Consider the following 23,842-nt stretch of genomic DNA (forward strand, 5'->3'; position numbering starts at 1 on the left):
GGCTGATTACTGGTTGCCCCGCTCCCACGGCCACTGGCCCGGCGCGGCTGCCACGCCCAGCGCACGCGGCCCGGTGTGGACGTTCAGCACCGGGTTGACCCCCGCTGCACCGGACCACACGATGGGGTGCCTTCCCCTCAACTGTTCCAGCAGCACGTCGGCGTCCTCGCGGACGTTGCCGTACAACAGGCCCACGCGCAGCGGCGTGCCCTCGCCGTAGGTGCGGGTCACCTGCTGGCCCACCGCCTCGATGCCGCCCTTGTAGCTGCGGGCGCGGCTGACATTGGTGTAGGCGCCCGTCGCCTTGTCCACCGTGATCACCGGTTTGAGGTTCAGCAGCCCGCCCAGCGTGGCCTGCACCCGCCCGATGCGCCCGCCCCGGCGCAGGTATTCCAGGGTCTCGATGGTGAAGTACAGCTCGGTTTCCTGCTGGACGGCGCGAACCCAGTCCAAGGCCGTTTCCAGCGATTCGCCCCGCAACGCGGCGGTCTGCGCGGCGTGAACCTGAAACGCCTGCGCCGCGCTTAGCGTGCCCGAATCGTGCAGCCGAACGTCAATGCCGTCCAGCACGCCCCTGGCCTGATCGGCGGCGTTGCGGCTGCCGCTGAGGCCCGCGCTGATGGTCACGGCCAGCACCTGTGGCGAGCCGGCAGCGCGGATCGCGTCGGCCCATTCCTGAGGCGTCGGCTGGCTGCTGGTGGGATGCTGAGGGTTGGTTTGCAGCTCCTTGAACAGGTCCGCGCGTGAGATCTCGTCGGTGCGGTAGCTCGTGTTGCCGAAATTGACCGAGAACGGGGCGACGGGCACGGCGTTGTTCAGCCCCTCGAAGGCGTCCAGCCCGCCGTCCGTGGCGACGGCGAAGCGCGGGTGGTTCGTTTGCTGTGTCATTTGATCTCCTGTGCGTTCATCTGCTCCACCAGTTTCAGCAGGGCGGTGTGGTCCTCGTCGGGGCCAATCATCTGCGCGGCGGCGCGGGTCAGGGCGGCCACCTGCGCCAGCACCGGCGCGCTGCCCCTGACGCCGCCCACCACGTCCAGCGCGATGCCGATGTCCTTGGCCAGCAAGCCCAGCCCGAAGGTGGGCGGAAAGGCGCGGGTCAGCACGCGGGCCGGAATCAGGTGCTCGGTGGCGTTGCTGCGCCCGCTGCTGGCGTTGATGACCGTCAGCGCCGCACCCAGGTCCACCCCACCCCGACCCAGCGCGGCCAGCCCCTCGCCCGCCGCCCACAGGTTCACGGCCAGCAGCGCGTTGTTGACCGCCTTCACTGCGAAACCCGCGCCCGTGTCGCCCACATGCACCGCCTTGCCCGCGAAGGCCAGCTCGCCGCGCACCGCCTCCACCTCGTCCGCCGGGCCGCCGAGCATCACGGTCAGGGTGGCCGCCACCGCGCCGCTCACGCCGCCGCTGACCGGGGCGTCCAGAAGCCGCACGCCGCGCGTCAGCAAGCGCGCGCGCTGTGACTGTGCCGCATCCGGGTGACCGCTGGTGCAGTCCACCCAGACCGTGCCGGGATTCAGGTGCCCCTCCAGTTGCCCGATCACCTCGTCCACGTCCGCGCTGGTGGGCAGGCAACTGAAGATCACCCCCGCCTGCCCCATGTCCTCCAGCGCCGCAGCTTGCGTGCCGTACTCGGCGGCGTGGGCCTGGGCCTTGTCGGCATGACGGTTCCAGACCAGGACGCGCCCGCCCGTTTCGGCGGCGCGGCGGGCCAGCGCGGCGGCCATCGGCACGCCCATCGCGCCGAGGCCCAGAAATGCGGCAGTCTTCATCCCGTACAGGCTAGAGGGAACCGGTGAGCGGAGGGCTGAAATTGAACGCGGTGCAATCTTTAGAGGTGGGCCTCGCCGGGGTGCCAGAGGGAGCGCGGCCCGGCGTACCGTTCGCCTTTCGCCCAGTCCGGAGCGGTAGGCTAGGGCATGTTCGGTGAAGGGAAGCGGAACTGATGGAAGCGGTTGCCTGGATCGTTCACCCGGCGGCGGGCATCGCGCTGGGGCTGTTCGCCTCGGTGCTGTTCTCCAAACGCGGGCGGCAGTGGGAGGCGGTGGCCTTCGCGGCGGCCCTATTGCTGCTGCTGGCCGTGCTGGGGGCAGAGTGGGACGTGCATCCTGCGGCGGGCATGTTGCTGGGCTATTTTGGCTCGACCGCGTTCGGCCACTGGCAGAAGCGCTGGCCCGCGCTGCTGGCGGCGCTGGTGGCCTCGAGCCTCTTCATGGTGGCGGGGGCAGGCTGGATGGTCTTTCCGCTGGCGATCATGGGCCTGATCTGGCTGTTTACCGCGGGGTGGTCGCTTGTGGGCCGGGCGGGCAAGGCCGCCACCGATGCACCGTCACCCGCCGAGCTGCCCGAACACGCGGGTGGCTTCTCCTTCGGCCCGTGGACTGGTGGAAAGGAAGCGGAGGAAAAGGAGCGGGTTTCGGCCAAACAGGCCCGCCGCAAAGAGCCTGGCTCGAAAGTGTCCGTGCCTCCTGCGGCCGATCCGTACACCGACTGGATGCGAGACAGCCGCCTGCCCGGCGAGGCCCGCGCCCAGCTGGTGGCGCTGAACCTGCGGACCAAGGAGGCGCTTACCCACCTGCACGGCCTGGGCCAGCAGGGCAGCGAGGCCGAATATCTGGCCCGCGCCATCCGCGAGGAGTACGTGCCCACCGCCGTGGGCGCCTACCTGAAGTTGCCGCGCACGCGGGCCGACACGGTGCCCATCGAGGGTGACAAGACGGGCCGTGATCTGCTGCGCGAACAGCTCGATCTGCTGCTGGACGCGGTGCAGGGCATCCTCGACGCCTCGTTGCAGGCCGGTGGGCGCGAACTGCTGACCCACCAGCGCTTTCTGGAAGACCGCTTCGGCTCAGCAGACCCGCACACGCCGGACGATCTGAAGGTGTGACGCCTTCCCGCGTCCGTCCGGCCACGCGCGCCGATGTCCCGGCCCTGCTGGAGATCTACAACCACGCGGTGCTGCACACCACCGCCTCGTATGACCTGGAAGCTGTCTCGCTGGACACCCGACTGGCGTGGTTTGATCACAAGCAGGCCGCCGGCTGGCCGGTACTGGTGCTGGAGGAGTCGGGCGAGGTGCTCGGCTGGGCCACCTACGGCCCCTTCCGGGAAAAACCCGGTTACGCGCAGACGGTGGAACACAGCGTCTACATCCGTGAGGGCCGGCGCGGTGCGGGCCTGGGCCGCCGGCTGATGCTCGCGCTGATCGCGGACGCGCGGGCCAGGGGCTTTCACGTCATGCTGGGCGGGGTGGACGCCGATAACGTGGGCAGCCTGGCCTTTCACGCGCGGCTGGGCTTCGTGCAGGTGGCCCGGTTCCGGCAGGTGGGGCGCAAGTTCGGGCGCTGGCTGGATCTGGCGTTCGTGCAACTGCTGCTGGGCGGGGAAGGGGTGGAAGTTCCGCCGGGCAGCCCCCCGGAATCTGACGCGCAGGTGACAGGAGGCCGCACGTTCCTCACAGGCGGCTCATAAGCTGCCGGGCAGGGAAGGTTAGGGTTGACAGCGAAATGATCCGTCCTCTTCTGACCGTGACCCTGCTGGCGGGTCTGCTGATTCCAGGCCAGGCCCACGCCGTGCCGGTGAAACTGGACAGCCTGCCGCTTTCTGTGGAACCCAACGCCAAACTCCTGACCCTGAACCAGGCCGGGATTCGTGCCGCCTTTCCCTCGGCGGCGGGCCGTCCTGACGCGGTGTTCATGACCGAGGACCGCAAGGTCAGCGTGGCCTTCGAGTGGCGGACCAGCAAGCTGGCGGCCAACGAGGTGGAAAAACTGGTGGCGCAGTTCCCCGCCGTGATCCGCGCGCAGGTGCCGAACGTCAAGACCCTCAAGTCCAGCCTGCTGCAGATGGGCGGCTCGCCGTGGGCGCAGTTCGTGTTTACCACGCCCGGCCAGGACGATGACCTGCGCCGCGAACTGATGGTCACCAGCGCGGGTGGCCGCATGCTGGTGCTGACCATCGCCGGCAAGGTCAAGGATTACTCGCGCAACGAGGCGGTCATCCGCAACCTGACCAACAGCGTCCGTCTGAATTGAGCCCTTTGGCCTGAAGGCCGCGTCTTTCCATTATGAACTGCCCCAGTCCCTCGCCCCCTCTGGGCGGGGGAGTCGTTGTCTTGCACTCCTGATCCCACATTTCTCTTGTCACGGTGCCGAAGGTGGCCGCTGGCCGCTTCCCTCGCCTGCCCAGAGGCGCTATACTCCTCGGTTGGGTGCCCCCGTGACCCGCCGTGCGCGCTCGAGCGTCGCGCATCGGCCTGGCCCAATGATCAGCGAGAACAGACGCTGGGCTGGCACGAGGACGGCAAACTCTTCCCACCTCAACGCTTATTGGAGCCCCACCATGTCGTACATCAGCATGAAGCAACTGCTGGAAGCCGGAGTGCACTTCGGCCACGAAACCAAGCGCTGGAACCCCAAGTTCAAGCGCTTCATCTTCGCCGAGCGCAACGGCATTTTCATCATCGATCTGCAGAAGACCCTCAAGCAGGTGGACCGCAGCTTCGATTTCATCAAGGAACTCGCCGAGCGCGGCGGCGTCATCCTGTTCGTCGGCACCAAGAAGCAGGCGCAGGAGATCGTGGAACTCGAAGCGCGCCGCACCGGCATGCCCTTCGTCACCAGCCGCTGGCTGGGCGGCATGCTCACCAACTTCAAGACCATCCGCACCCGCATCGACCGCCTGAACGAACTCGACGACCTGTTCGAGTCCGAGCGCATCAATGACCGCCCCAAGGCCGAGCGCATCGCCCTGGGCACCGAGCGCGAGCGGCTGCTGCGCTTCGTGGGCGGCATCCGCAAGATGAACCGCCTGCCCGACGCGATCTTCGTGGTGGACCCCACCAAGGAAGTCATCGCCGTGCAGGAAGCCAACAAGCTCGGGATTCCCGTGATCGCGCTGGCCGACACCGACTCTGACCCGGACGTGATCGACTACATCGTGCCCGGCAACGACGACGCGATCCGCAGCATCCAGCTGATCACGCACCGCATCGGCGACCTGCTGGTCGAAGCGCGGGGCGGCGGCGAGGACGTCTCCGGCGAGCGCGTGGACGGCGAGAACGCCGGCATGATGGCCGCCGAGCAGGGTGAGGGCGGCGACACCGCCCAGGTCACCACCACCCAGGGCCGCAGCTAAACCCAATTCGCAGCTCAACCCGGGTTCAGAGTGGGGGGCGTCGCTGCGCGGTAAGCGGGCCGCGCCCCCCATTCTTGCCGTGAATCTACTTCAGGAGGAACCAAAATGTTGGAATCAATCAAGAAACTGCGCGAACTGACCGGTGCGGGCATGATGGACGTGAAGAAGGCCCTGGCCGACGCGGGCAACGATGAGGACAAGGCCGTGGCCCTGCTGCGCGAGCGCGGCATCGTCAAGGCCGCCAAGAAGGCGGACCGTGAGGCCCGCGAGGGGCTGGTGCGCTTCGTGGTGGACGGCAACGCCGCCGCGATGGTGGAAGTCAACAGCGAGACCGACTTCGTGGCCCGCAACGCCGACTTCCAGCAGCTCGTCGAGCAGCTGGCTGCGGCGGCGCTGAAGGCCAAGACCAGCGACGTTGAAGAACTGAAGAACTTCACGATGGACGGCGGCGAGAGCGTGGGCACCGTGGTGGCCGCCGCCGCCGGACGCATCGGCGAGAACCTGGTGCTGAACCGCGTGGCCTACCTGGAAGGCCAGCAGATCGCCGGCTACGTCCACAGCAACGGCAAGATCGGCGTGCTGGTGGACCTGGACGGCGGCACGGCGGCGCAGGCCAAGGACGTGGCCCTGCACGTGGCCGCCGAGAACCCGCAGTACCTGAAGCGCGAGCAGGTCAACAGCGAGGACATCGAGAAGGAGCGCGAGATCCTGACCAACAAGGCGCTGAACGAGGGCAAGCCCCAGCAGATCGTCGAGAAGATCGTCTCGGGTCAGATCGGCAAGTTCTACGAGGACAAGGTGCTGCCCGAGCAGAAATTCGTCAAGGACAACTCCATGACGGTGGGCAAGTACCTGGGCGACGCCACGGTGAACAACTTCGTCCGGTTCGAAATCGGTTCGTGATCAACAAGGAGGGGCGGCGCAGATGGCCGCCTCTTTTTTCGGGCCGCGTCCTTTCCCTTCCCGGTGGCCCCAGCGGTTGCCGGGCTTTTTCCTGCCCCCCTTCTCCTGCCTGCGAGGTGGCCTCCCATGTTCAAGCGCGTTCTGCTCAAGCTCTCCGGTGAGTTTCTGTCCGGGGAGGAGGGCTTTGGCATCAGTCCCGACACCACCGCCCGCCTGGCGCGGCTGATCAGTGAGGCCCTGAAAGGCAGCGAGATCGAGCTGGCCATCGTGATCGGCGGCGGCAACTTCTGGCGCGGCGCCCGCAACGGCGTGGGCATGGACCCCGCCACCGCCGACTACATCGGCATGCTGGGCACCGTCATGAACGCGATGGCCCTGCAAGACGCGATGGAGACCGCCGGACGCCCCACCCGCGTCATGAGCGCCATCCCGATGGCAGCGGTGGCCGAGCCGTACATCCGCCGCCGGGCCATGCGCCATCTGGAAAAGGGCCGCGTGGTGATCTTCGGCGGCGGCAACGGCGCGCCGTTTTTCACCACCGACACCACCAGCACCCTGCGCGCCCTGGAAATTGGCGCCGAGGTGGTGCTGATGGCCAAGAACAAGGTGGACGGCGTGTACGACAGCGATCCGCAGAAGAACCCGCAGGCCGTCCGGTTCGACACCCTGACCCACCACGAGGTGGTCGAGCGCCGCTTGGCCGTCATGGACGCCACGGCCATCACGCTGTGCATGGACAAGGGCCTGCCCATCGTGGTCTTTGATCTGTTCGAGCCGGGCAACCTGGAGCGGCTGTTCCGGGGCGAGCGGGTGGGCACGCTGATCCAGGCGTGACGGGACGGCGCGTGGTGGGGGAACCTCGCACGAGACGATCACGGCTCTGCTCTTCTCCCCACGCGCTGCCGGGGTAAACTCGGCCATTCGGTCCTCGTCTTCCCATTCATCCACAAGGAGTGTTTCCCCATGTCCGACATGAAAACCATTCAGGCCGAGACCCGCGAGAAGATGGGCAAGGCCATCGAGTCGCTGGAAAGCAACCTGAGCGTGCTGCGCACAGGCCGCGCCAACCCTGGCATCCTCAAGCGTATCGTCGTGGACTATTACGGTCAGTCCATGCCCATCGATCAGGTCGCCAGCGTCAGCACGCCCGACGCCCGCACGCTGGTCATCACGCCGTGGGACCGGGGCGCCCTGGCCCCCATCGAGAAGGCCATCCGCGACAGCGATCTGGGCCTGAATCCCAACAACAAGGGCGACACCATCTTCATCAGTCTGCCGGTGCTGACCGAGGAGCGCCGCAAGGATCTGGTCAAGAACGCCAAGACCTACGCCGAGGACGCCCGTATCGCCATCCGCAACCTGCGCAAGCACTCGCTGGATGATGTCAAGAAGCTCGAAGGCATCGGCGACGACGACATCAAGCGCGGCGAGGCCGACGTGCAGAAGATCACCGACGAGTTCATTGCCCGTGTGGACAGTACCTTCCACAAGAAGGAGCAGGAAATCCTCGGGTGAGGACCGCCCCAGACGGTGACCTGCGGCGCGTGGACCATGGAAGACCCCCATGGTCCACGCCCGCCATGGTCCACCGTGGGCTGGAGGTGCCGTGGAGAGCCTGAGCACCCGCGTCCTGACGTCGGTGGTGGGCTTCGCCCTTATCAGCGTGATGATCTGGATCGGCTGGTGGGCGATGCTGCCGGCGCTGATTTTCGTCTCGGTGATGGGGCTCTACGAGTACGTCCGCATGCTGGACCGCAACGACATCGACGTGCGGCGGGTCAGCCTGGGCGTGTTCGCCGCCGCCATCATCGTTGCCAGCCTGCCGGTGTGGGCGCAGACCCCGCCGTGGCCCGGCGGCTCGTGGCGCGAGGTGGTGCTGACCATTGCGCTGGCCTACCTGCTGGTCATGGAGGTGGTGCGCCCCGGCGAACGCCCGCTGGAGCGCGTGGTCTACAGCGTGTTTGGCCTGCTGTACATTCCCTGGCTGCTGGGCTATTTCCTGCTGCTGCGCTACAGCCCAGACGCCACGGCAGGGCTGCTGTATTTCGCGCTGCCGCTGCTGGCCACCTTCGCCGCCGACATCGGGGGTTTTTTTGGCGGCTACTATTTCGGCCGCCGCAAGCTGGCCCCGGAAGTCAGTCCCGGCAAGACCGTCGAGGGGGCCATAGGCGGCCTGCTGGCCGGGTTCCTGATCGTGCTGACGATCTCCAGCCTGAGCGGCATCTGGTCCCCGCTGGAATCGCTGCTGTACTCCATTCTGGTGGCCAGCGCCAGTCAGCTGGGCGACCTGGCCGAGAGCCTGATCAAGCGCGCCCTGAAAACCAAGGACAGCGGCACCAGCCTGCCAGGTCACGGCGGCTTTCTGGACCGCATTGACAGCCTGTTGTTCGCCGTGCCGGCCACCTACCTGTTCCTGCAGATCAGCGTGTTTTCACGGTAGGGACTTGCAGGTGGACGTCCCGCCAGGGATGCAGTTTTGACTGATAAGAAATACAGTGGTGTCTCAATGAACCGGCCGGAGGCTTTCTTTCCGCCCGGTTCATTGTTTGCGTGCCAGGGAATCCGCAGGGCGGAAGGCCAGCGAATTGTGCGTACCGTTGATGGATCGGGAGAGTGCGGGAGTGTCCGCCCCACGTAATCCCCCCCCGCTGTCCTCTTGCCCGCCGCCGTGGCCAGAGTCCACCGTCGCTGTGGGAGCGTGCTGGACTGGAAGGATGTCTCCCTTCCAGCCTGCCTGACTGGCTCCCAGGGTCCATGTCTGCCTTTTCGCCGGAGCTTGGCTCAGCATTCCTCGATCAGCCCGGCCAGCATGAAGGGCCGCAGGGTCTCCAGCACGCTGCGCGGCGCCTCGCCGCAACGTTCCAGCAGGGTGCGGATGTCCAGTTCCTGCGAGACCAGTTTCAGGGCGCGGAACTGGGGCTGGGTGACGGGCTGGGCCTCGGTCCAGCGGGGGGTGAAGCGCAGGCGGCGCTGCCAGTCGGGAAAGGCGCGCAGCAGCGGCTCCCAGGCGTTGCTTTCCTCGAACAGGCGGCGCAGCGCCGAGTCGCGGTGCAGATGCAGGGTGCGCTCGGGGGCGCTGATGCCCGGCTCGAACACGAAGGTGCCGCTGCCCAGGCTGGCGAGCAGTTGCAGCGCGGCGTCGCCGGTCAGCGCGCCGCAGCGGGCGTGGATGATCTCACCGCGCTCCAGCCACAGCTGGCCGCCGCGCACGTGGTCCACGCTCAGCAGCCCTTCCCGGCCACTGGTCAGGAGCATCTGCATCACGGAAAGAAAGGGAAAGACTGCGAGGTCGCCGCGCACCATAACGTGAGCACAGTGTAGGGCCTGGAACCGCTGAACAGGGCGGGGCGCTGGGATGCCCCCGGTGGGGGCGGGGGTGACCGGGCGGTCTACCGGACCGCAGCAAAGCGTCCGTGGCACAATGCCCCCATGTTCACCGGGACCGGGACGCTCCTCTCGCTGGCAGCCGCAGACGCGCTGGGAGCGGCCACCGAATTCAAAACGCCCCAGGCGATCGCGGCCCATTACGGCCAGACCATCACCGACTACCAGCCGGGCAGCGTGTTCGGCTTCGCGCCGGGCGAGGCCACCGACGACACCCAGATGACCGTGGCGACGCTGCTGGGTTACGCGCGCCGCAGCGGTCTGGAGGGTGTGTTGGCAGCCCTGCACGCCTGGCTGGAGGCTGGGCCGCCGGACGTGGGCGGCCTGACCCGCGCGGCCCTGCGGTTCTGTGCGCTTGACGGCGGGGTGCGCGCGTGGCAGGCCAGCGGTTTCCAGGGGGCCGGAAACGGCGGACTGATGCGAATTGCCGCCGTGTGGATCGCCGGTTTCCGGGGCAGCGCCCTGGCCCGTGAGTCGGCAGCGGTCACGGCCCTGACCCACGCCGACCCGCGCTGCGTGTACGCCTCCGTCTTTCTGACGGCGTTTCTGGAGGCGCTGGCTGGGGGACAACCCTACGCCGCCGCCGCCGCCACCGCGCTGGCCGTGACCGATGACTTTGACGCCCGCGCGGCCCTGCTGGACCAGGGTCTGTTCGGTCTGGACACGCGCGAAGCCCATGCGGCCTTCAAGGACCGCGAGCGGCAGGCCCGGGCCGAGGTCCGCGCCCGCGTGCGATCCGGATTGTCGGGGACCCTGACCTCGCAGAGCGGGTTCGTGCTGGATACGTTGGAGGCCGCCGTGAAGCACGCCGGGGCCAACTCGTGGCAGGCCTGTGTGGAGGCCGCCGTCCTGCTGGGCGACGACAGCGACACAGTGGCCTGCGTGGTGGGGGCCATTGCCGGAGCGCGGGGGCTGACTGTTCCCTCGCGGCTGCTGCCCACACTACGCCTGGGTCATACCTGGCCGGGCTGGCAGCGCGACTGGATCTGCACCACGCAGTTTCCTGCCCTGGTGCAGGCGGCGCGGCAGGGATGAATACGGCAAGCCTGAGCCAGGCTGAATTCCTGAGGCTGGTCCGCCTGAATCCATTCAACGCGGCCATTCTGGAGCGGTTGCCGGACCTGGACGTGCAACAGGGCCATCTGGTCGCGGGAGCGCTGTTCGGCACGGTCTGGAACGTGCGGAGCGGTCAGCCACCCACGGCGCAGATTCGGGATTACGACGTGTTCTACTGGGATGACGACGTCAGCTACGAGGCCGAGGACGCTGTGATCCGCCGTGCACAGGCCCTGTTCGGCGACCTGAACGTGCCCATTGAGGTCCGGAATCAGGCCCGCGTTCACCTGTGGTTCAATGGAAAGTTCGGGCAGGACCGCCCGCCGCTGAACAGCGTCCGCGAGGGCATTGATCAGTTTCTGGTGACCTGCACCTGCGTGGGCATCAGCGCGCACGGTGCGGTCCACGCGCCCTACGGTCTGGATGAGCTGGCCAGCGGCCTCCTGCGCCCCAATCCTCATAACCACACCCCCGGTCTGTGCGCCGCCAAGATCGCTGACTACACGCGGCGCTGGCCCTGGCTGCGGTCCGACAGGCCGGTGGTGACCCAGCAACGACTGGTGTGAGGACTGGAACGGAGGACAACACTCACCTACCCCAGATACACTGTTGTACACGTGAAAGCCATCAGGAAAGCAGCGCTCGGGAACGTAGAGAACGCGTCGGTGACACCTCGTGAGAAGACGGGAGGCACGGCTGCGCGTGGGCCGGGGCGAAGGATGCTCCGTGCGGCTTTCATCCTCGGAGCCCTCACGCTGGGGCTGACGGCCTGCGTCCCCAGTGTCGATCCGCGCACCATCGTCCCGGACACCGATCCGTCCGAGGGACCCGCGTATGCCGGCCCCCTGGTCATCACCCGCGGCGGCACGTACCGGGGCAACTGGCAGAGTTTTGACCCGGAGGTGGCGGCCGTCACCATCAAGACCAGTGAACCTGTCGTGATCGAGAACTCGTTTCTGCGTGGGCGCGGCAACCTGATTCGCGGCAACGAGGTGAATTTGACGGTTCGGAACACCACCGGCTACGGGCTTAACCCCCTGACCAACGGGGCGTATCCTGGTCGGTTTCTGGCTGTCGTGACGGCCCTCAACCTGCTTGTTGAGAACAACGACATGCAGGGCACTTCGGGCATCTACATCAATCTCTTCAATGGGAATCCTGGGGCTGGACAGACCATCAAGATTCTGCGCAACCGGGTCAGGAACGTGGATGGACGGATCGTGAACCAGCAGGGGAAATACACTGGAAAACGCCACTCTGTTCAGGCGGTGCAGTTTAACCGGATCGCCCGGGTGCCCAAAGTCGAGATTGCCTGGAACGAGGTGGTCAACGAGCCGGGCAAGAGTGCGGTCGAGGACAACATCAGCATGTACGAGTCCAGCGGCACGGCCGCCAGTCCGATCAGCATTCACGACAACTATATTCACGGGGCTTACTCCGCCAACCCTCTGAAGGCCAAGGATTATTCAGGCGGCGGCATCTTGCTGGGTGACGGGCGCAAGGACAGCATGGACATCGCGGGCGGGTATGTCGAGGTTTTTAACAACCAGGTGATCAATACCTCTAACCATGGGGTGGGGATTGCGGGCGGACACCATCAGCGGGTGTACAGCAACCGGCTCGTTTCCACAGGGTTGCTGCCGGGCGGCGTGGTCGATCCAAACGCCAATGTCGGCCTGTATGTCTGGAATATCAATGGGGCCGGCAACAACTCCCGGACCTTCCTCAACAACGTGGTCGAGAAGAACGTGATCGGCTGGAAACGGTTTGACTCTGCAGGCAAGGTGTATTACCACAACCTGTGGACCCCCAGTTGCCAGGAAACTAAGGGCAACATCTGCAAGGACAACGAGTCCTGGCCTGTTCCAGTGGATGATGATGTCGAGCGCGAGGAATTCGCCTACTGGCAGAACAAGCTGCGGGATGCCAAGGTGGTGGTCGGTGTGCGCCGCGCACCCGGCACCGCCAATTCGCCGTAACCCACCCATGCTCCGGCTGGCCTGACACAGACGCCGCGCCTTCCTAAGTCGCCCTGTGTTTGTCGGGCGGGCGGGCCATGGCCAGGTCCGTGCCTCATCATCGGGGGCCGCCAACGCGTGGGGCTGTCTCGCCGTCCAGCCAGGACTCACCGGACCTCGGCGGGCGTTGTCGGCAGCCCCAGACACTTCACTGGACGGGGCGACGCGGCCGAGCATCCTTTTGGCTTAAACTGCAAGGGTTGCCCTGCTGGACTGGCAGGCAGAGAAACTGGAGGGTCTTTGTGGCTTCTAACCTGAGCATTGGAATTGTCGGATTGCCGAACGTCGGAAAAAGCACGCTGTTTAACGCCATCACCCGCGCTGGAGCGTTGGCGGCCAACTATCCCTTCGCCACCATCGAGCCCAACGTGGGCCGCGTGACGGTGCCGGACGAGCGCCTGAGCGCCCTGAGCCGGGTGTTTACCAAGGGCGAGCGCGTGCCGCCGATTATCCCCACCTTCGTAGAGTTCGTGGACATTGCCGGGCTCGTCAAGGGGGCCAGCAAGGGCGAGGGTCTGGGCAACCAGTTCCTGGCGAACATCCGTGAGGCCGACGCGATTGCCCATGTGGTGCGCTGCTTCGCCGACGACAACGTGGTACATGTGGCCGGTACGGTCGATCCGCTGGATGATATCGAGACCATCAACACTGAACTGATCCTGGCGGACCTGGCCGGTCTGGAAAAACGGCTGGGCAACCTGCAGAAAAAGGGCAAGGGCGGAGACAAGGAAGCGCGCGAGCACGCTGAACTGGCCGAGCAGATTCTGGCCGTGCTGGGCGAGGGCAAACCCGCCCGCGCCGGCAGCTACGACGCGCCGGTTCCCAAAGAGTTTGGCCTGATCACCACCAAGCCCGTGATCTACGTGGCCAACGTGGGTGAGGACGACCTGACCGAGGACAATGATTACGTGCGTCAGGTCCGCGAGTACGCCGCCGCCGAGGGCGCAAACGTGGTCAAGATCAGCGCCCAGATCGAGGGGGAGTTGGCGGAAATGCCCGAAGATGAGGCCCACGAGTTCCTGACCGACCTGGGCGTCCAGGAAAGCGGCCTGGATCAGCTGGTCAAGGTGGGCTACCAGACGCTGGGCCTGATCACCTTCATCACCAGCGGTGAAAAGGAAGTGCGCGCCTGGACCATCCGTGACGGCGAGAAAGCCCCGGAGGCCGCCGGGGAGATCCACAGCGATCTGGAACGCGGTTTTATTCGCGCCGAGGTTATCGAGTGGAACAAGATGGTGGAGGCCGGGGGCTGGGTGGGCGCCAAGGCCAAGGGCTGGGTCCGCACCGAGGGCAAGGAATACGTGATGAAGGACGGCGACATCATGAACGTGCTGCACAACTCGTAGTTCTGGCCTGAACGGCTGACGTCGCCAGCCAGGGTCAAGGTGGGGCCATCCTAGACGTCAGCCCAGCCGCGGGTGCCCCGAGCAGCGTGTCTCAGCCTGGGGCACGGAGCATGGCAGAGGCTGGAACCCGTGCCACAAAACGAAAGAGATGAAATGCTTGGGTGGAGAACGGTGTATCCTGTGCCCAGTCGTCCCCTGCTCTGGTGTCCCCTGACCTATCGTTCTGGTCAGTCCGGTTCGGGCTAGCCTGTTCGATCCGAGGCCTTGATTCTTCTTCCGTGGAGTGCCCTTGACTGTTCCCCGCCGTCCCATCAGCGCACCGCCGTCCACCTGGCAACCCGGGCAGCGGCGGATGTTCCTGCTGGTGGTGGTGCTTGAGGTCTGTGCCAGCATGGCGGCGCTGTGGTCCCAGGCCCCGAACTTCGACGCGCTGGACGTCTGGGCCTTGCCCCTGCTGTCGGCGCTGATGCTGGGCGCACAGCTGCTGCTGTCCATGGGGCTCATCCGTTACGAGCGCGCCACGTCACTGGCCTTCCTGGGAGGCTGCACCTATCTGCTGCTGGCCCTGAGTCACCAGTACAGCGTGATGCCACCGGGCGCCAGGACTCTGTCGGAGAACACCTACTGGTTCGCGGTGCTGTTTACCTCCGCGTTTTACGTCTTTCCGGCACGCGTCGCCACCAACTACGCCGTCCTCATTCTGGGCATTGCCGTGATGATCTGTGGCTGGCACCTGGCCGCTACGGTTCCGGCCGAGACGCGGCTGAGCCTGATCGGCGCCACGGTACAGTTGCTGCTGAGTGGCGGCGTGCTGATTCTGATCCAGTCGATCTTCGGAGCCCAGCGGGCACAACTGCTGGCCTCGCGCTCGGCGGCGCTGATCGACGTGCTGACGGGAATCGCCAACCGGCGGGCCGCCGAGGAGCGCCTGCGGGAGCTGTCTGGCCGGGGCGCCGCCTACACGGTCGTGCTGTTCGATCTCGATCACTTCAAGCAGATCAATGACAAGCATGGGCACGCCGCAGGCGATCTGGTGTTGCGCGGGGTGGCGCAACTGTCCCAGGCGCTGTTGCCACAGGGCGGAGTGGCGGCCCGCTGGGGCGGCGAGGAGTTTTTGCTGATCCTCCCCCCGCTGAGCGACACCCAGGTCCGGAAACTGTTGAATACCCTTCGCAACGAGCTGCGTCAGCAGTGGCATGGCGAGGTGGTGGGGGTCACCGGCTCCTTCGGCGTGGCCAACGCCGCCGCCGGAGAGCTGTCCGAGGCAGTCATCGCCCGCGCGGACGAGGCGATGTACAGCGCCAAGCAGCAGGGCCGCAACGACATCCGTCTGGCCGAATGGCGCCGCAGTCCCGCCGGTTGAGAGGCATGGCGGTAAAAGTGCTGCCCTTGCCCCGAGCGTCAGGGCACTGAGAAATCCCGATCACGCGCCAGCACGCAGAATTTCGATGACTGGTGGCTCGGTTTCGGTGGTCGGGCGGCCTGAACGACTTTTGCCCTCAGTACTGAAGCGCTCCGGCTGCCGCCACATCCACGAACCACACCGGCTCCCGGACCCGGCCGACCGGATGGTTGCCGCGCCCGGCCTGCACGTCGGCCAGAGCGCCCGCCTTGTTCGCGCCGGTGACCAGCAGCCAGCGCTGACGGGCCGCGTTGATCTCGCCGAAGGTCATGGTGAGGCGCCAGGTATCGTGCTGGGGAACCCGGTTGGCCACCACACGTCCGTCCGCATCCAGCGCCGCCGTGCCGGGAAACAGGCTGGCGGTGTGGCCGTCGTCCCCCATGCCCAGCAGGTTCACGTCCAGACGCTCGGGCAGAAGGGAGGCGTAGGCGGCGGCGGCCTCCTCCAGCGGACGGCGCTCACCTTCCATGCGGTGAATCTGGGCAGAGGGAACCGGCACGTAGGACAGCAGGTCATGCTGCGCCGTGCCGTAATTGCTGTCGGGGCTGTCCGGCCCGACGCTGCGCTCATCGCCAAAATAGATGTGCGTCGCCCGCCAGGGAATGTCCGGCAGCTCCCGCAGGGTGGCGTACATCAGTTTGGGGGTGCTACCGCCTGATAACGCCACGTGGAAGGCCCCACGCGCCGTCACCGCCTCGCGCGCCGCACGGGCAAAAGCCTCGGCCGCTGCGTCCGCTGTGGCCTGGGGGGTGGGAAAGACGCGCAGGTTCATGGCTGGCCTCCTGTGATGATCGCGCGGAAAGCCCCCGTGATTCGTGGCCCGCTCACAGCGACACCTTGGCGAGTTTCCAGGCCCGCTCGAAGATTTCGCCGCGTTCCGGACGGGCCATCACCCGGCCCAGCCCCTCGGCCAGCGACATGGCCGGCACATTGACTTCCGAGAGGTGTGTCCGGCCGTCCCAGACGGCTTCCACCCGCGCTGTTTCGCCCTGACCCGCTGCCAGCACGAAGCGCACGCCCTCGCCGGCCAGCTCTACCCCACACAGGTCACCGTTCTCGCGCCCGCAGCGGGCCGACTTGAACTCCACGTTCTTCAGGTTCGTCCACCCCAGTGTGTCGGCCACGAATCCGGCGTACAGGCGGGCGGGCAGGTCTTTGCTGCCGGCGTAGCGCACGGTCAGGCGGTCCACATGCGGCAGCTGCCGGGCCGCCTCGGGACTGTCGAACACCTGCGCCAGGGCTTCGCGCCAGCTTGCCGAGCGGCTCCAGCCCAGGTCGGCCAGGGCGTAGTGCCGGGCCGGGGGAATGTCCAGCGTCAGGCTGTCGGCAATCACCTGATCGGCGATGTCGGTCAGCTCGCGCAGCAGCGGGCCGCCGGGCTTGGTGTCTGCCCCCCACCACACGTGGTTGACGGTGGCGGGGCGCAGCAGCGGCAGGATCGCGCCCCGCAGCTGCTCGGTGCTGGCGTCCAGGGTCAGCCGCTCCACGAACGTTCCCCCGCGCTGCGACACCAGACTGGCGTGCACCATCAGATCGTCGGTGCCGTCCATCACGCCGATAATCTGCCGCCCGGCGTAGCGGCCCTCCAGTCCAGCCAGCGCCTGCTGCACGCGCTCCAGGTGTCGCCGAACGGTCAGCGCGATGATGTTGCCGGTGTAGGCCCGCGTTTCCACGCCGGTCTGTGTCCACAATTCGTCCAGCGTGACCTGCGCTTTGCGGACGGTGGTCTCCACAGGTCCGAGGACTTTGATGGCCGGGGCGGTGGTCATGTGGTCGCTCCCCGGTGGTGCGGATTAAACGTTGCCCCGCCCTGCATCGCTCCCGCCTGCTTCTCCAGCCTGTTCACAGCCGTCTCCAGCGCCGGTCTGGGCCAATCAATGCTTCGGCGTCCTCTGGACCCCAGGTGCCGGCGGCGTAGTTGGGGAAGTCGGGGGTCCGGCCCTTGCCCGGACGCACGTCCCAGGCCTGCAGGATGCCGCTGACGATCTGCCACGCGTGATCCACCTCGTCCTCGCGGGGAAACAGGGTGGCGTCGCCGATCAGGGCGTCGAGCAGCAGCCGGGAATACGGGCTTTCCAGCTGCGCGCCGAACGCGTCGTAACGGAAATCCATGACCACCTCGCGCAGCACCATCTCCTGTCCCGGCGATTTGCTGGAGAATTTCAGGCTCACACCCTCGTCGGGCTGGATGCGGAAGGCCAGCACGTTGCGTTCCAGGCCACCGGGAAAGATGCCCAGCGGGGCGCGCTTGAAGACCACGGCGATTTCCGTGACCTTCTTGGGCAGCCGCTTGCCGGTGCGCAGGAAGAACGGCACGCCCTGCCAGCGCCAGTTGTCGATTTCCAGCTTGACCGCCACGTAGGTGGAGGTGCGGCTGTCCGGCTTGACCCCCGGCTCTTCGCGGTAGCCCGGCACCCGCTCGCCGTCCATACTGCCGGGGCCGTACTGGCCGCGCACGGCCACCTGATCCACACGGTCCAGCGGAATGGGCTTGACCGCCCGCAGCACCTTGGTCTTCTCGTCGCGGATGGCGTCGGCGTCGAAGGCGGCCGGCGGCTCCATGGCCGTCAGCGCGAACAGCTGCATCAGGTGGTTTTGCAGCATGTCGCGCACGATGCCGGCTTCCTCGTAGTACCCGGCGCGGCCCTCCAGCCCCAGGTCCTCGGCGGCGGTGATCTGCACATGGTCCACGTAGCCCCGGTTCCACAGCGGCTCGAAGATGGCGTTGCCAAAGCGGATCGCCATCAGGTTCTGGACCGTTTCCTTGCCCAGGTAGTGGTCGATGCGGTACACCTGCGACTCGTCCCAGGTGGCGTGGATGGCGGCATTCAACTCGCGGGCGCTGTCCAGGTCACGTCCGAACGGCTTCTCGATCACGATCCGGCGCCAGCCCTCCGACTGATCGGCCAGCCCCAGGCGGCCTAAGCCGTTGCTGATCGGCTCGAACAGGCTGGGCGGCGTGGACAGGTAGAACAGCGCGTTTTTGCGGCCTCCGTGCGCGGCCTCGGCGCGGTCGAGTTCCTGGCCCACCAGATCGTAGACCTCGTCTTCGCCAAATTCGCCGAATTCGTAGAACAGCAGTTCGCGGAATTTTTCCAGGCTGCCCGGCTGGATCGCGTCGGTCTCCTTGCTCTCCTGCAGCGCCTTGACCGCGTAGTCCTTGAACTCGTCGTCGGTCATCTCCTGACGGCCCACGCCCACGATGTTGAAGGCGCTGCCCAGCAGCCCGTCCTGCCACAGCCCGAAAATGGCGGGCAGCAGCTTGCGGCGCGACAGATCGCCAGTCACGCCGAAGATGACCATCGTCGCCGGTTCGGGGGCGCGGCTGCGGCGCATGGTGGTGCGGAAGGGATTCTGGCCGTCCGCACCGGCCCCGTCCGCCGTGCGCTTGCGCGACTTCGCGGACGGTCTGGAGCCTTTTTTCGCTCCCGGCGCGGGCTGCGCCACCCCCACCGTCTGCGAGGCGATCTTCTCTTTCACGGCCCCCTTGGTGGCGGAGGCAGAGACCTTTCCGGTCCGTGCCTTCTTCGGGGTTGCTTCCTGAGCAGCCGGCTTGGACGCCTTGTCGGGCTCCGCCGCCTTCTTGCCGCGTTTTGCGGTCATTGGTCACCCGTGGTGCGTTTCTGTCCGGTTTCCCCCAGCTGCTCCTTGACGGAACCGTCGCCCTGGTGTTTTCCCTTGGAGGCGGGGATGTTTTCCGGCGCGGCGGCCTTCGGGTGCTGGCCTGGTTCCACTTCCGGCACGAAGCCTTCCTTCTTGGGGGTTTCCAGGGTCTTGACCGCGTGACCGCCGAAGGCGCGGCGCATGGCCGAAAGCATCTGCCCGGCGTAACTGGTCTCCTGCTGACTGCGGAAACGCATCTGGGTGGCCAGGGTGATCACCGGGGTCGGCACGCCCTGCTCAATGCTGTCGATGATGGTCCAGCGCCCCTCGCCGCTGTCGGCCACGTAATCGGACAGCTGATCGAAGTCCGCCGAGTTCTTGAGGGCCTCGGCGGTCAGGTCCAGCAGCCACGAGCGGATCACTGAGCCGTAGCGCCACAGCTCGGCAATCTGCGCCATGTCCAGTCCGAACTCTTCCTTGTGGCGCATCAGCTCGAAGCCCTCGGCGTAGGACTGCATCATGCCGTACTCGATCCCGTTATGGACCATCTTGACGTAGTGGCCGGACCCCGAGGGTCCCATGCGGCCCCAGCCCTGGTCAGGCGCGGGGGCCAGCACTTCCAGCACCGGGCGCATCCGCTCCACGGCTTCCTCGTGGCCGCCCACCATCATGGCGTAGCCTTCCGAGAGGCCCCAGACCCCGCCGGAAGTGCCCACGTCCACCATGTGAATGCCCTTGGCTCCCAGTTCCTCGGCGCGGCGCATGGTGTCCTTGAAGTTGCTGTTGCCGCCGTCCACCACGATGTCGCCGGGGGCCAGGCGCTGGCCCAGGTCGTCGATCACCGACTGGGTAATCTTGCCCGACGGCACCATCACCCACACCGCGCGTTGACCAGGTTCGCCCAGCGCCTCGATCAGCTCGTCCATCGTCCGGGCGCCCTTCGCCCCCTGCTGCTCGATCAGGGCGACGCTTTCCTCGCTGCGGTCGTAGCCGACGACCTCCTGGCCGCCGCGCGTCAGGCGCAGGACCATGTTGCCGCCCATCTTGCCCAGACCGATCATTCCCATTTTCATTCCAGCTCACCTCCAGGGGTGGAAAACGCTTCCATGTCTTTATTGCTCGGCGCTTCCCCGCCGCTCTCAACTGTCCAGAAATCATGATACGCGCGACTTTCTTGGGAGAAACTTGGGGTGATCTTCATTGCCGCCGTGGCAGTGTTGAAGCCGGATGCGGCGCAGCTGCCGAGCGTATTTCAGGCGGGAATATGGTGCGTTCAGGAGTGGTACGTTGACCGCATGACCGCCCTTTCCCCCACTTCACCTGCCCCGGTGCTGGACAAGGCCGCCCGCGGCGAACGCCTGAATGCCGCCGAGATTGAGGCGCTGTACGCGCTGCCGCTGCCGGACGTCGCCGGGGTCGCCAACGCCCTGCGCCTGGAGCGGCGTGACCCGGACACCGTGACCTTTCTGATCGACCGCAACATCAACTACACCAACATCTGCAACGTGGGCTGCAACTTCTGCGCGTTTTACCGCACCCGGCGTCAGAAGGACAGCTACACGCTGGACTACCAGGAGATCAGCGCCAAGATCGTGGAACTGGAGGAAGTGGGGGGCACCCGCATCCTGATGCAGGGCGGCGTGAACCCCGAACTGGGGCTGGACTACTACACCGGGCTGCTGCGCCACATCAAGGCCAACCACCCCACCATCCGCATCGACGCCTTCTCGCCGGAAGAAGTGCTGTTCATGGAAAAGACCTTCGGCCTGGAGCTGGACGCGTTGCTGGACACCCTGATCGAGGCGGGGCTGGACGGCTTGCCCGGCGCCGGCGGCGAGATTCTCGAAGACGACGTGCGGGCCAGGGCTGCCCCCGCCCGCATCCGCAGCGAGGACTGGTTTCGCATCATCGACGCCGCGCAGCGCAAGGGGCTGTACACGATTGCCACCATGGTGATCGGCTTCGGCGAGACCTTCGCCCAGCGCGCCAGCCACCTGCTGAAGATCCGCGAGCAGCAGGACAAGGCCAACCGCGAGTACAGCGGCAACGGCTTTTCAGGCTTCGCGATGTGGACCCTGCAGACCGAGCACACCCGGCTGCACGGCAAGGCGCCCGGCGCCACCGCCCACGAGTACCTGCAGCAACTGGCCGTGGCCCGCATCGCGCTGGACAACCTGCACAACATTCAGGCCTCGTGGCCCGCACAGGGCTTCAAGGTGGCGCAGGCGGCGCTGTACTACGGCGCGAACGACCTGGGGTCCACCATGCTGGAGGAAAACGTGGTCTCGGCGGCAGGCGGCGGCGGGCGTCACAAGGCCACCGTGCGCGAACTGGTGCGAATCGCGGTGGATGCCGGCTTTACCCCGGCCATCCGCAACAGCCGGTTCGAGATCATCGAGTGGCCGGACGTGGACGCCGAGCTGGGCCGTCACGCCTCCAATCCGGAGGAGGCCCGTGCAGTGGGGGCTGGGGCCGCGCTGGCGGCTGGTTAAGCCATGCTGGCGCTGGCCGTCGTCATCTGTGAGTGCGGTCCAGTTGGGGCCGCGGAGGAGGGTTCGCTCGCCGCATCGGCGCCTGTCCCGGACGCTGGGGAATTGCTGATGCCCGCCCAGCCCAGTCCCTGGCAGGCCGAGGCCCGCTTCATGGTGGCCAACGCGGACGAACTGCTGGAACTCCTGGAGGTGGCGGGGGTGGCGAACCGCGCCCATCCGCCGCAGCTCAGCACCGTGGTGAGCGCCGATCTGCTGTTCGAGGACGGCGACATCACCGGCGAAACCTGGCTGACCCGTTCTGACTTGGCCCTGCTGGGCGCTCATGCCGCGCCGGAGATGGGGGAGCGGATCAACGCCTGGGATGCGTTTTCAAGAGTGTTTGAGGACGCCGGGCATGCTACCCGGCTGATCGTGTGGTTTATCCGCTGAGCGCGCGGGCCGTGGGCCAGGACCGCCCGGGTTGAACCGCCTCCCTCTTGACTTCCGGCTTGACTGCCCGACAGCTGAGCAGGCAGCTGTGCGGTGGTGGCCTCATCGTCCCGGACGCTGGCGTGACCACCAGAGGTCCTCTGGCGTGTTGAACAATGCGTAGTGGGCAGTCAAGAGTCACTCCACCCGTTGGCTCCTGGCCGCCGCGCTCCACCGTCCCACAGCGTAAGCCGCCCTGATGGCGGCCCAGTTCCCGCGTGTTTACGGAGGCGCCCCCGCTGCTTCCCGGTCTGGTTGCGCGGCGGCGGCCAGCCAGGTGCCGTGGCGGGCCAGAATGACGTTGAAGCCTGGCACGCGGGCGACCGTCAGATCCTGCAGGGCCAGTGGGGCGTGCCCCGGCATGATCGCCGACCATTCCCGGCGAAAATCACGCCGCAGGGTCAGGGCGCGGGCGCCGAACTGCAACGACAGCGGTGGATCGTCGCGCAGCTCCACGCAAATGCCCGACGTGTCTGACGGCAGGGTGACGCGGGTCTGTTTCAGGGCGGCGGGCAGGGGCTCACGGTGGTGGACGGCGATGTCGAGCGCCCCGGCCAGCCGGTCTTCCCAGTCGCCGGTCAGCCACAGTGGCCGCGCCGCACTGCGCAGGATGTCGAGAATTTCTTGGGTGCTGTGCGGGGTCAACTGGGCGCACAGCGCCTCGGCCCCTTTGCGGGCGAAGTCCAGCAGGGCCGCGGGCGAGGCCAGGGTGTATTTGGCCGCGCTGCTGGCGGTCAGGCCAGCCGGATCCACGCGCCCCTCGCGCAGCAGTTGCGCGGCGGCGCGGCCCAGCCGGAGGGCGGCATAGGACTCGGCCGGGTCCAGCAGCAGCGCGACCGCCCGCCCCAGCGCGAGCAGACGGCTCAGGTCCGCCTGCGGGTCGGTGTGGGCGCGCAGCAGCAGGTACGCGCCGCTTACAAAGGCCCGGAACTGGAGGTGGGGCAGCTCCAGGGTGACGCGGCGTTCGGCGGGGTCGGCCTGGGGTTGCAGCAAGGTGATCTGGTTGCCGGCCTGCAGTTGCCAGTTCTGGCCGATGGCCTGCCACTGGAAGCTGGTGTCCCGCCAGCGCACGCTGGACGCGCCCGGCAGCCAGACCACCAGTTCATCTGCCCCGTCGTCCGGGGCGCGCAGGGCCGTGTGCGGCTGGGTGGCGTAAAGGACGCTGTGGTGGGGCACGCCGCCCAGAGCCGGAGGAGTGCCGCCGGCCAGCAGCGGTCCCAGGCGCTGGCCCAGATCGCGGGCCGCCTGCCGGATGGCCGGACGCTCCCGCGGGTCGCGGGGCGGTTCGAACTGGCTGTGCAGCGCCTGGATCAGCGTGTCCTTGGCCTGGGGGGCCAGCGGTTCGCGCTCGGCGGCCTCAACCCAGGCCCGCAGGACGTCCTCGTCCGGGTGGCGCGGAAAGGGCGTGGCCTGAACCTGCGCCAGGGCCGTTCCCAGCCGCTCGCAGCCGCTGGGCTGCACCAGCAGGTCGACGGTGGCCTCTACCAGCACCTGCAGCACCTGGGGATTGTCCAGATCGGTCAGCGGGTCGTGCAGCCTGGGCACGGCAAATGGCGTCTGTCCGGCCAGGCCCGGCTGCCCGGCCCGCTCGGCATTTTCCAGCGCGGCGTACAGCACCCGCAGGCTCAGCAGGCCGGGTTCGCGCCGCCACGCGGTCATGTGGTCCTGCAGGGCGGCGCGGGCGGCGTCTCCCCAGGCCAGCATCTGCAACTCCTCCCAGGCCCGCGCCTCCTCGGACTCGCTGCTCTGGGCAGCGTCCCACACGGTCGGTTGCGGGGGAGCGGGCGGGGCTGCCGGGGGTTTGCTGAGCGTCTTCTGGTGGGCACGGAACTGGCGGTCCGCAGCCAGCAGCCGCCGGTACAGGGCCGACTCCAGCGGCGCGCTCAGCAGTTCCTCGCGCAGATCGGCCAGCGCGCGTCGTCCGCTGCGCGGCACCCGGCCCTGGACCGTATCGGCCACACGGTACTCGTACAGCTCGACCAGTTCCGCCCAGCGCTCGCTGGAGGCTGCAGCAGGAGTCATGCCCACCCCGCCGGC

Annotated in this window: 23 protein-coding genes; 15 read left to right on the forward strand and 8 right to left on the reverse strand. The window is 67.1% G+C overall.

The window, feature by feature from the left end; all coding sequences use genetic code 11:
* Positions 1 to 6 precede the first annotated feature (6 nt).
* Positions 7 to 888 carry a DegV family protein gene (locus tag FHR04_RS05500; RefSeq protein ID WP_039684043.1) on the reverse strand — a complete coding sequence of 294 codons (882 nt, stop codon included), beginning with the start codon at positions 886 to 888 and terminating at the stop codon, positions 7 to 9.
* On the reverse strand, positions 885 to 1,769 hold the full coding sequence (locus tag FHR04_RS05505) for an NAD(P)-dependent oxidoreductase (protein ID WP_139401451.1): 885 nt from the start codon (positions 1,767 to 1,769) through the stop codon (positions 885 to 887). The genes FHR04_RS05500 and FHR04_RS05505 overlap by 4 nt, the downstream gene beginning before the upstream one ends.
* 173 nt (positions 1,770 to 1,942) lie before the next feature.
* Between FHR04_RS05505 and FHR04_RS05510 the strand changes: the two genes are divergently transcribed.
* From FHR04_RS05510 to FHR04_RS05545, 8 genes are all read left to right on the forward strand, one after another.
* Positions 1,943 to 2,884 (forward strand): hypothetical protein, encoded by a 942-nt coding sequence (locus tag FHR04_RS05510; protein WP_139401453.1) that lies wholly within the window; start codon positions 1,943 to 1,945, stop codon positions 2,882 to 2,884.
* The gene (locus tag FHR04_RS05515; protein ID WP_039684039.1) at positions 2,881 to 3,468 is read left to right on the forward strand and encodes a GNAT family N-acetyltransferase; all 588 of its coding nucleotides are present in this window, start codon (positions 2,881 to 2,883) and stop codon (positions 3,466 to 3,468) included. Before FHR04_RS05510 ends, FHR04_RS05515 begins: the two co-directional genes overlap by 4 nt.
* A 35-nt stretch (positions 3,469 to 3,503) precedes the next feature.
* Entirely contained in the window at positions 3,504 to 4,031 is a 528-nt protein-coding gene (locus tag FHR04_RS05520) for a hypothetical protein (protein ID WP_052195379.1), read from the forward strand.
* Between the two features lie 307 nt (positions 4,032 to 4,338).
* Positions 4,339 to 5,133: a 30S ribosomal protein S2 gene (rpsB, locus tag FHR04_RS05525; protein ID WP_039684038.1), complete on the forward strand. Its 795-nt coding sequence runs from the start codon at positions 4,339 to 4,341 to the stop codon at positions 5,131 to 5,133.
* A gap of 105 nt (positions 5,134 to 5,238) precedes the next feature.
* Positions 5,239 to 6,036: a translation elongation factor Ts gene (gene tsf, locus FHR04_RS05530; protein ID WP_039684036.1), complete on the forward strand. Its 798-nt coding sequence runs from the start codon at positions 5,239 to 5,241 to the stop codon at positions 6,034 to 6,036.
* 126 nt (positions 6,037 to 6,162) lie between these two features.
* Complete coding sequence (gene pyrH, locus FHR04_RS05535) at positions 6,163 to 6,870, forward strand: UMP kinase (RefSeq protein ID WP_039684034.1); 708 nt, start codon at positions 6,163 to 6,165, stop codon at positions 6,868 to 6,870.
* Between the two features lie 129 nt (positions 6,871 to 6,999).
* Complete coding sequence (gene frr, locus FHR04_RS05540) at positions 7,000 to 7,551, forward strand: ribosome recycling factor (RefSeq protein ID WP_039684032.1); 552 nt, start codon at positions 7,000 to 7,002, stop codon at positions 7,549 to 7,551.
* Between the two features lie 91 nt (positions 7,552 to 7,642).
* Positions 7,643 to 8,476, forward strand: coding sequence for a phosphatidate cytidylyltransferase (locus FHR04_RS05545; protein ID WP_039684029.1), 834 nt, complete (start codon positions 7,643 to 7,645; stop codon positions 8,474 to 8,476).
* 341 nt (positions 8,477 to 8,817) lie between these two features.
* Here the strand turns inward: FHR04_RS05545 and FHR04_RS05550 are convergent, their stop codons facing one another.
* Positions 8,818 to 9,339: a DUF4388 domain-containing protein gene (locus tag FHR04_RS05550; protein WP_039684027.1), complete on the reverse strand. Its 522-nt coding sequence runs from the start codon at positions 9,337 to 9,339 to the stop codon at positions 8,818 to 8,820.
* A 126-nt stretch (positions 9,340 to 9,465) separates the two neighbouring features.
* On the opposite strand from FHR04_RS05550, the gene FHR04_RS05555 reads away from it, so the two are divergent.
* The 5 genes from FHR04_RS05555 (at position 9,466) to FHR04_RS05575 (ending at position 15,203) form a co-directional block, all read left to right on the forward strand.
* On the forward strand, positions 9,466 to 10,455 hold the full coding sequence (locus FHR04_RS05555; RefSeq protein WP_139401456.1) for an ADP-ribosylglycohydrolase family protein: 990 nt from the start codon (positions 9,466 to 9,468) through the stop codon (positions 10,453 to 10,455).
* Positions 10,452 to 11,042 (forward strand): nucleotidyltransferase family protein, encoded by a 591-nt coding sequence (locus FHR04_RS05560; RefSeq protein WP_249038994.1) that lies wholly within the window; start codon positions 10,452 to 10,454, stop codon positions 11,040 to 11,042. The genes FHR04_RS05555 and FHR04_RS05560 overlap by 4 nt, the downstream gene beginning before the upstream one ends.
* A gap of 51 nt (positions 11,043 to 11,093) precedes the next feature.
* Positions 11,094 to 12,455 carry a right-handed parallel beta-helix repeat-containing protein gene (locus FHR04_RS05565; protein WP_139401458.1) on the forward strand — a complete coding sequence of 454 codons (1,362 nt, stop codon included), beginning with the start codon at positions 11,094 to 11,096 and terminating at the stop codon, positions 12,453 to 12,455.
* 281 nt (positions 12,456 to 12,736) lie between these two features.
* Complete coding sequence (gene ychF, locus FHR04_RS05570; RefSeq protein ID WP_179944610.1) at positions 12,737 to 13,840, forward strand: redox-regulated ATPase YchF; 1,104 nt, start codon at positions 12,737 to 12,739, stop codon at positions 13,838 to 13,840.
* A gap of 289 nt (positions 13,841 to 14,129) precedes the next feature.
* Entirely contained in the window at positions 14,130 to 15,203 is a 1,074-nt protein-coding gene (locus FHR04_RS05575) for a GGDEF domain-containing protein (protein ID WP_249038995.1), read from the forward strand.
* A gap of 136 nt (positions 15,204 to 15,339) precedes the next feature.
* On the opposite strand, the gene pgl is transcribed toward FHR04_RS05575, so the two are convergent.
* From pgl to gnd, 4 genes are all read right to left on the reverse strand, one after another.
* The gene (gene pgl / locus FHR04_RS05580; RefSeq protein WP_139401460.1) at positions 15,340 to 16,014 is read right to left on the reverse strand and encodes a 6-phosphogluconolactonase; all 675 of its coding nucleotides are present in this window, start codon (positions 16,012 to 16,014) and stop codon (positions 15,340 to 15,342) included.
* 52 nt (positions 16,015 to 16,066) lie between these two features.
* Positions 16,067 to 17,011 carry a glucose-6-phosphate dehydrogenase assembly protein OpcA gene (locus tag FHR04_RS05585; RefSeq protein WP_139401462.1) on the reverse strand — a complete coding sequence of 315 codons (945 nt, stop codon included), beginning with the start codon at positions 17,009 to 17,011 and terminating at the stop codon, positions 16,067 to 16,069.
* Between the two features lie 73 nt (positions 17,012 to 17,084).
* A complete protein-coding gene (gene zwf, locus FHR04_RS05590) occupies positions 17,085 to 18,845 on the reverse strand; it encodes a glucose-6-phosphate dehydrogenase (RefSeq protein ID WP_139401463.1) in 1,761 nt (586 codons plus the stop codon).
* The gene (gene gnd, locus FHR04_RS05595; RefSeq protein WP_039684017.1) at positions 18,842 to 19,918 is read right to left on the reverse strand and encodes a phosphogluconate dehydrogenase (NAD(+)-dependent, decarboxylating); all 1,077 of its coding nucleotides are present in this window, start codon (positions 19,916 to 19,918) and stop codon (positions 18,842 to 18,844) included. The genes zwf and gnd overlap by 4 nt, the downstream gene beginning before the upstream one ends.
* A 222-nt stretch (positions 19,919 to 20,140) precedes the next feature.
* Between gnd and mqnC the strand changes: the two genes are divergently transcribed.
* Positions 20,141 to 21,337 (forward strand): cyclic dehypoxanthinyl futalosine synthase, encoded by a 1,197-nt coding sequence (gene mqnC / locus FHR04_RS05600; protein WP_139401465.1) that lies wholly within the window; start codon positions 20,141 to 20,143, stop codon positions 21,335 to 21,337.
* A gap of 108 nt (positions 21,338 to 21,445) precedes the next feature.
* A complete protein-coding gene (locus tag FHR04_RS05605) occupies positions 21,446 to 21,766 on the forward strand; it encodes a hypothetical protein (protein WP_139401467.1) in 321 nt (106 codons plus the stop codon).
* Between the two features lie 261 nt (positions 21,767 to 22,027).
* Here FHR04_RS05605 and FHR04_RS05610 read toward each other — a convergent pair whose 3' ends face one another.
* Positions 22,028 to 23,827: a hypothetical protein gene (locus FHR04_RS05610; RefSeq protein ID WP_139401469.1), complete on the reverse strand. Its 1,800-nt coding sequence runs from the start codon at positions 23,825 to 23,827 to the stop codon at positions 22,028 to 22,030.
* Between the last annotated feature and the right edge of the window lie 15 nt (positions 23,828 to 23,842).

The sequence above is a fragment of the Deinococcus radiopugnans ATCC 19172 genome (assembly GCF_006335125.1).
In the GTDB taxonomy this organism is placed as follows: domain Bacteria; phylum Deinococcota; class Deinococci; order Deinococcales; family Deinococcaceae; genus Deinococcus; species Deinococcus radiopugnans.